Annotated in this window: 5 protein-coding genes; 2 read left to right on the top strand and 3 right to left on the bottom strand. The window is 71.8% G+C overall.

Annotated features, from left to right (window positions below; all coding sequences use genetic code 11):
• Positions 1–34: 34 nt before the first annotated feature.
• From ACFFJG_RS02780 to ACFFJG_RS02790, 3 genes are all read right to left on the bottom strand, one after another.
• Complete coding sequence (locus ACFFJG_RS02780) at positions 35–2,266, bottom strand: polyribonucleotide nucleotidyltransferase (RefSeq protein WP_378517085.1); 2,232 nt, start codon at positions 2,264–2,266, stop codon at positions 35–37.
• A 271-nt stretch (positions 2,267–2,537) separates the two neighbouring features.
• Positions 2,538–2,813 (bottom strand): 30S ribosomal protein S15, encoded by a 276-nt coding sequence (gene rpsO / locus ACFFJG_RS02785; protein ID WP_378517086.1) that lies wholly within the window; start codon positions 2,811–2,813, stop codon positions 2,538–2,540.
• A 172-nt stretch (positions 2,814–2,985) separates the two neighbouring features.
• Entirely contained in the window at positions 2,986–3,249 is a 264-nt protein-coding gene (locus ACFFJG_RS02790; RefSeq protein ID WP_378517087.1) for a DUF6458 family protein, read from the bottom strand.
• 281 nt (positions 3,250–3,530) lie between these two features.
• Between ACFFJG_RS02790 and ACFFJG_RS02795 the strand changes: the two genes are divergently transcribed.
• Both ACFFJG_RS02795 and ACFFJG_RS02800 read left to right on the top strand, forming a co-directional pair.
• Complete coding sequence (locus ACFFJG_RS02795) at positions 3,531–5,642, top strand: molybdopterin-dependent oxidoreductase (protein WP_378517088.1); 2,112 nt, start codon at positions 3,531–3,533, stop codon at positions 5,640–5,642.
• 126 nt (positions 5,643–5,768) lie between these two features.
• Positions 5,769–6,743, top strand: a complete 975-nt coding sequence (locus ACFFJG_RS02800) for a TauD/TfdA dioxygenase family protein (protein ID WP_378517089.1) — start codon at positions 5,769–5,771, stop codon at positions 6,741–6,743.
• The last annotated feature ends 24 nt before the right edge of the window (positions 6,744–6,767 follow it).

Below are 6,767 nucleotides of genomic sequence, written 5' to 3' on the forward strand. Positions count from 1 at the left end.
GCTGGTGGATCCGGGCGGAACCGGGTGGATCAGGTCACTCGGCGTCGGTCGCCTCGGCCGTGGCCGGCTCCTCGGAGCCGCCCTCGTCCTCGACCACCGGGACGAGCGACAGCTTGCCGCGGTCGTCGATCTCGGCGATCGAGACCTGGACCTTCTGGCCCACCGACAGGACGTCCTCGACGGCCTCGACGCGCTTGCCGCCGGCGAGGGAGCGGAGCTTGCTGATGTGCAGCAGGCCGTCCTTGCCGGGCATCAGCGAGACGAACGCACCGAAGTTCGTCGTCTTGACCACGGTGCCGAGGTAGCGCTCGCCGACCTCGGGCATCGTCGGGTTGGCGATCGCGTTGACCGCGGCCTTGGCGGCCTCGGCCGCCTCGCCGTTGGTCGCACCGATGTAGACCGTGCCGTCGTCCTCGATGGACAGCGTCGCGCCCGTGTCGTCCTGGATCTGGTTGATGACCTTGCCCTTGGGGCCGATGACCTCGCCGATCTTGTCGACGGGGACGCGGACGGTGATGATGCGCGGCGCGTGCACCGACATCTCCTCCGGGGCGTCGATGGCCTCGGCCATCACGTCGAGGATCGCCAGGCGCGCGTCGCGGGCCTGGGTCAGCGCGGCGGCCAGCACCTCGGCGGGGATGCCGTCGAGCTTGGTGTCGAGCTGGAGGGCGGTGACGAACTCACGCGTGCCGGCGACCTTGAAGTCCATGTCGCCGAACGCGTCCTCGGCGCCGAGGATGTCGGTGAGCGCGACGTACTGGGTCTCGCCGTCGACCTCACCGGAGATGAGGCCCATCGCGATGCCGGCGACGGAGGCCTTGAGCGGCACACCCGCCTGGAGCAGCGACAGGGTGGAGGCGCAGACCGAGCCCATCGAGGTGGAGCCGTTGGAGCCCATGGCCTCGGAGAGCTGGCGGATCGCGTAGGGGAACTCCTCGCGCGAGGGCAGCACGGGCAGGAGGGCGCGGCGCGCCAGGGCGCCGTGTCCGACCTCGCGGCGCTTGGGCGAGCCCACGCGACCGGTCTCGCCGGTGGAGAACGGCGGGAAGACGTACTTGTGCATGTAGCGGCGGTGCTTCTCCGGCGACAGCGTGTCGAGCTGCTGCTCCATCTTGAGCATGTCGAGGGTGGTGACGCCCAGGATCTGGGTCTCGCCACGCTCGAACAGCGCGGAGCCGTGGACGCGCGGGATCACGTCGACCTCGGCGTGCAGCGGACGGATGTCGGCGAGGCCGCGGCCGTCGATGCGGACCTTGTCGCGCAGGACGCGCTCGCGCACGACCGCCTTGCTGACCGAGCGGAACGCCGCGCCGATCTCCTTCTCGCGGCCCTCGAACTGGCCGGCCAGCTGCTCGAGCAGGCCCGCCTTGAGCTCGTCGGTGCGCGCCTCGCGCTCCTGCTTGTCGCCGATCTGCATGGCGGCGGTGAGGTCGGCCTTCGCGGCGGCCTCGACGGCGGCGTAGACGTCGTCCTCGTAGTCGAGGAAGACCGGGAAGTCCTGGACCGGCTTGGCGGCCTCGGCGGCGAGCTGCGACTGCGCCTCGCACAGCTGCTTGATGAAGGGCTTCGCGGCGTCGAGGCCGCTGGCCACGACCTCCTCGGTGGGCGCCTGGGCGCCGCCCTGGATGAGCGCGATGGTCTCCTCGGGCGCCTCGGCCTCGACCATCATGATCGCGACGTCACCGGTCTCGGTCACGCGGCCGGCGACGACCATGTCGAAGACGGCGTTCTCGAGCTGCGAGTGCGACGGGAAGGCGACCCACTGGCCGTCGATGAGCGCCACGCGGACGCCGCCGACGGGGCCGGAGAACGGCAGGCCGGAGAGCTGGGTCGACATCGACGCGGCGTTGATGGCCAGCACGTCGTAGGGCATGTTCGGGTCGAGGGCCATGACGGTGATGACGACCTGGACCTCGTTGCGCAGGCCCTTCTTGAAGGTCGGGCGCAGCGGGCGGTCGATCAGGCGGCAGGCGAGGATCGCGTCCTCGCCCGGCCGGCCCTCGGACCGGAAGAACGAGCCGGGGATCTGGCCCACGGCGTACATCCGCTCCTCGACGTCGATCGTGAGGGGGAAGAAGTCGAAGTGGTCCTTCGGCGTCTTGCCGGCGGTGGTGGCCGACAGCAGCATGGTCTCGTCGTCGAGGTACGCCGTGACGGCACCGGCCGCCTGGCGGGCCAGCAGGCCGGTCTCGAACTTGATCGTGCGCGTGCCGAAGGTGCCGTTGTCGAGGACGGTCTCGACAGCGGAGATGATGGGTTCACTCATGGAAGCAGGATCTGCTTTCTCTTCGCGGAGCGATCCGCGACGCCGCATGAGGTGCCGGTCTTCGATCGAGGCCCGCAGGTGCTGCGCCGACGTGGGCGGACCTGAAGGCCACTACCGAGGACCGAGCCGGGTGCGCGGGTCGCTCCTGGATCTTCGGGTGTTCAGTTGTCTGCGGCGCGAGGCCGCGAGGATGCGTCAAGGCCGAGACTAGCGCGCCCGGGCCCGGATGCAGGTCGGGCGGCCTCCCGTGTCCGGGAGGCCGCCCGATGGATCAGCGGCGCAGACCGAGGCGCTCGACGATCGAGCGGTAGCGCTCGATCTCGGTCTTCTGCAGGTAGTTCAGCAGACGACGGCGCTGGCCGACGAGCAGCAGGAGGCCACGACGGCTGTGGTGGTCGTGCTTGTGCTGCTTGAGGTGCTCGGTGAGGTGGGAGATGCGGTGGCTGAGCAGCGCGATCTGGACCTCGGGCGAACCGGTGTCGCCCTCGGTGACGGCGTACTCGGCGATGATCTTCTTCTTGGTCTCCGCGTCGGTACCAATCGACATGGGGGCTCCTTCGGCTCTCGTTGCGCGGCGCGCCCGGGCCTGTTCACCGGGGCACTCTGGTTCCGCGGCCGTCGTGACGGCACGTCGCCCACGCTGGGCAACCGGAGCAGCATATCGACGGCCCGGGCGCGGGGACCAATCCGCGCCCGCCGCGCCGGGCCCGGAGCCGTGCTCAGACCGCGGGCGGCGGCGGGTCGGACTCGGTGGTGCGCTGGCTGGTGGCCTGGCGGCCCTGCGCGTCGGTCGTGGTCGCGGTGGTGGTGTGGCGGCGCCGGGTGTTCTGCTGCACGAGGGTCAGCACCAGCCAGAGCGCGCCGGCCAGCACGAGGATCCACCCCACGACGGTGATGCGCAACGGTCCGACCTGCTGCTCGTTGAAGGCGAGCGAGAGGATCAGTCCGACGACGATGAGGCCGATCGGCCCTCCGAAACCCATGACGTGCTCCGTTCTGTCGTGTCGGCCCGCCCGGACGGGCCGGACCGCGCTGGAGTCTCCACGACGCGGCACGCGGCTGTCATCCCCTCAGGGGGTGGACGAGTGTCATCGTGCGCTGGCGGCCTCGGCCGTCGCCTGAGTGGTGCTCCTCGCCCCGGTCCGCGAGCGGTCCGACGACTTCGCGGCCGTGGGACGATCGGCCCCACGGGCGAGCGGAGCGAGGTCGTCCTACACAGCGCGTCATGTGCCTCATGCGCGCACGGAGCGAAGCGAGTACGTGCATGAGCGTGAAGCGGATCGGCGTGTGCAACCTGTGCGAGGCCATCTGCGGCCTCGAGCTGACCATCGAGGGACGCGACGTCGTGTCGGTGCGCGGCAACCCCGCAGACCCGCTGTCGCGCGGCCACGTGTGCCCCAAGGGCGTGGCGATCGCCGACGTGTACGCCGACCCCGACCGGCTGCGGCGACCGGTGCGCCGCGTGGGCGACGGGTGGCAGGAGATCGGCTGGGACGAGGCGCTCGACCTGGTCGCCGAGCGCCTGGCGGCGGTGGTCGAGGAGCACGGCGACGACGCGCTCGGGATCTACCTCGGCAACCCCAACGCCCACAGCCTCGGCTCGCTGACCCACGGGACGGCGATGTTCAAGGCGTTCCGCACCCGCAACCGGTACTCCGCGACCTCGGTCGACCAGCTCCCCCACCAGCTCGTGGCGCACCTGATGTTCGGCCACCAGCTGTTCCTCCCGGTGCCCGACATCGACCGCACGTCGTGGTTCCTCGTGGTCGGCGCGAACCCGATGGCGTCCAACGGCTCGCTGATGACCGTGCCCGACTTCCCGCAGCGGGTGCGCGAGCTCAGGGCGCGCGGCGGCCGCATGGTGGTCCTCGACCCGCGCCGGACCGAGACCGCGAAGGTCGCCGACGAGCACCACTTCGTGCGGCCGGGCACCGACGCGTGGGTGCTGCTGGCGATGCTCCACGTCCTCACCGCCGAGGCGACGACGCCGCCCACCGTCCCGGCGTACGCCGACGGGCTCGCCACGGTGGTGGACCTGGTCGCGGAGTTCACCCCCGAGCGCGCCGAGGCGGTCAGCGGCCTGCCGGCCGCGGAGGTCCGGCGCCTGGCGCGCGAGCTGGCCGACGCCGACGCGGGTGTGGTCTACAGCCGGATCGGCGTGTCCGCCGGGCCGTGGGGCACGGTGTGCCAGTGGGCGGTGAACTGCCTCAACGTGCTGACGGGCAACCTCGACCGCGTGGGCGGCGCCATGTTCACCTCCCCCGCGATCGACGCGGTCGGCACCGGCCTGATCGGTCGCGGCCACCACGACGCGTGGCGCTCCCGGGTGCGGGGGCTGCCCGAGACGGCCGGCGAGCTGCCGGTCTCGGCGCTGCGCGAGGAGATCGAGACCCCGGGCGAGGGCCAGGTCCGCGCGATGCTGACCGTCGCGGGCAACCCGGTGCTCTCCACACCCGACGGCGCCCGGCTCGACAGTGCGCTCGCCGGGCTGGACTTCATGGCCGCGATCGACATCTACGTCAACGAGACCACGCGGCACGCCGACGTGATCCTGCCGCCGACCACCGCGCTCGAGCGCGACCACTACGACCTGGTGTTCCACCTGCTCGCGGTGCGCAACACCGCCCGGTTCACCCCCGCGGTCTTCGACAAGGACCCCGACCAGCGCCACGACTGGCAGATCTTCCGCGACCTGACGCTCCGCACCACGGCGCGCCTGAGCCGCAAGGCGCCGCTCAGGAAGCGGCTCGTGCAGCGCGCCCGCCTCACCGCCAGCCCGACCTTCCTCGTCGGGCAGCTGCTGCGCCGCGGGTCGAGCGGCGTGACCCTCACGAAGCTCCGCGCCCGGCCGGCCGGCCTCGACCTCGGTCCCCTGCGCGGCGGTCAGCTGCCGGATCGGCTGCACACCGAGGGCAAGCGCCTGGACCTCGCACCGGCCCTGGTGGTGGGCGACGTCGCCCGGCTGGCGGCGGCCGAGGTGCCGACCACGGACGACCTGCTGCTCATCGGGCGCCGCCACAAGCAGGACTGCAACTCCTGGATGCACAACTCCGAGCGGCTCACCCGCGGTCGTCCACGACACCACCTGCTGATGCACCCCGACGACCTGGCCGCGCGTGACCTGGCCGACGGGGCCCGGGTGCGGGTGACCTCGCGTGTCGGGTCGGTCGAGGTGGAGGTCGCCGCGACCGACGACCTGATGCCCGGGGTGGTCTCGCTCCCCCACGGCTACGGCCACGCCCGGGAGGGCGTCCTGATGGGTCGCAGCCGCGAGGTGGCCGGCGTCTCGGTCAACGACCTCACCGACCCCGAGCTCCTCGACGTCTCGGGCAACGCCGCGCTCAACGGCGTCCCGGTCGCGGTCACCGCCTGCTGACGACCGAGGGTCGCCGCAAGGCGCTGCCGCGAGGGGAGGCAGGGCGAACCCGTCGCCGGGCTCGGCCGGCCCGGGGCCGATCGCTGCTATCAATGTCTACAACTTCACTCGACATTGGGAGCCCTCATGACCCTGCACCTCGACCAGCACGCCGCCGCCGTTGACACCGCCGCCGACACCGCCGCCGACACCGCCGCCGTCCGGGTGCACCGCCTCGGTGGACGCATCGGCGCCCGGATCGAGGGCGTCGTCCTGTCCGGGGACCTCGACGAGTCGACGGTGCAGCAGGTGCGCCAGGCGATCCTGCGGCACAAGGTAGTCTTCCTCCGCGGCCAGCACCACCTCGACGACGACACGCACCTGGCGTTCGCCGAGCGCCTCGGCACGCTCACGACCGCGCACCCGACGGTCAACACCGGCAGCGAGCGGATCTACACCCTCACCGCCAACAAGGGCATGGCCGCCAACAGCTGGCACACCGACGTCACCTTCGTCGACCGCATCCCGGCGTTCAGCGTGCTGCGCGGCGTGACGATCCCGCCCTACGGCGGCAACACCGTGTGGGCCAACACCGTCGACGCCTACGAGCGCCTGCCGCGCTCGCTCAGGGCGCTGGTCGACGACCTGTGGGCGGTGCACACCAACGCCTACGACTACGCCGACCGCGACGAGACCGAGGACCACGACGACGCCGTCGCCGTGCAGCGCCGGGAGGAGTTCCGGCGGGAGACCTACGAGACCGCCCACCCCGTGGTGCGCGTGCACCCCGAGACCGGGGAGCGGGCGCTCCTGCTCGGCCACTTCGTCAAGCAGCTGGTGGGCTACAACCAGCTCGAGTCGAGCACGCTGTTCAACCTGCTGCAGAACCGCATCACCCGGCTCGAGAACACGGTGCGCTGGACCTGGGCGGAGGGCGACGTGGCGATCTGGGACAACCGTGCCACCCAGCACTACGCCGTCGCCGACTTCGGCGAGGAGCCGCGCGAGGTCCGCCGGATCACCGTGGCCGGCGACGTCCCGGTCTCGGTCGACGGGCGGCGCAGCGAGGTGCTGGTGGGCGATGCGTCCGGCTTCGCCGACATCGACGCCCTGATCAGCTGACGTCGGGCGGACGCACACGGGCCC

The organism is Nocardioides zeicaulis (genome assembly GCF_042432345.1).
In the GTDB taxonomy this organism is placed as follows: Bacteria; Actinomycetota; Actinomycetes; order Propionibacteriales; family Nocardioidaceae; genus Nocardioides; species Nocardioides zeicaulis.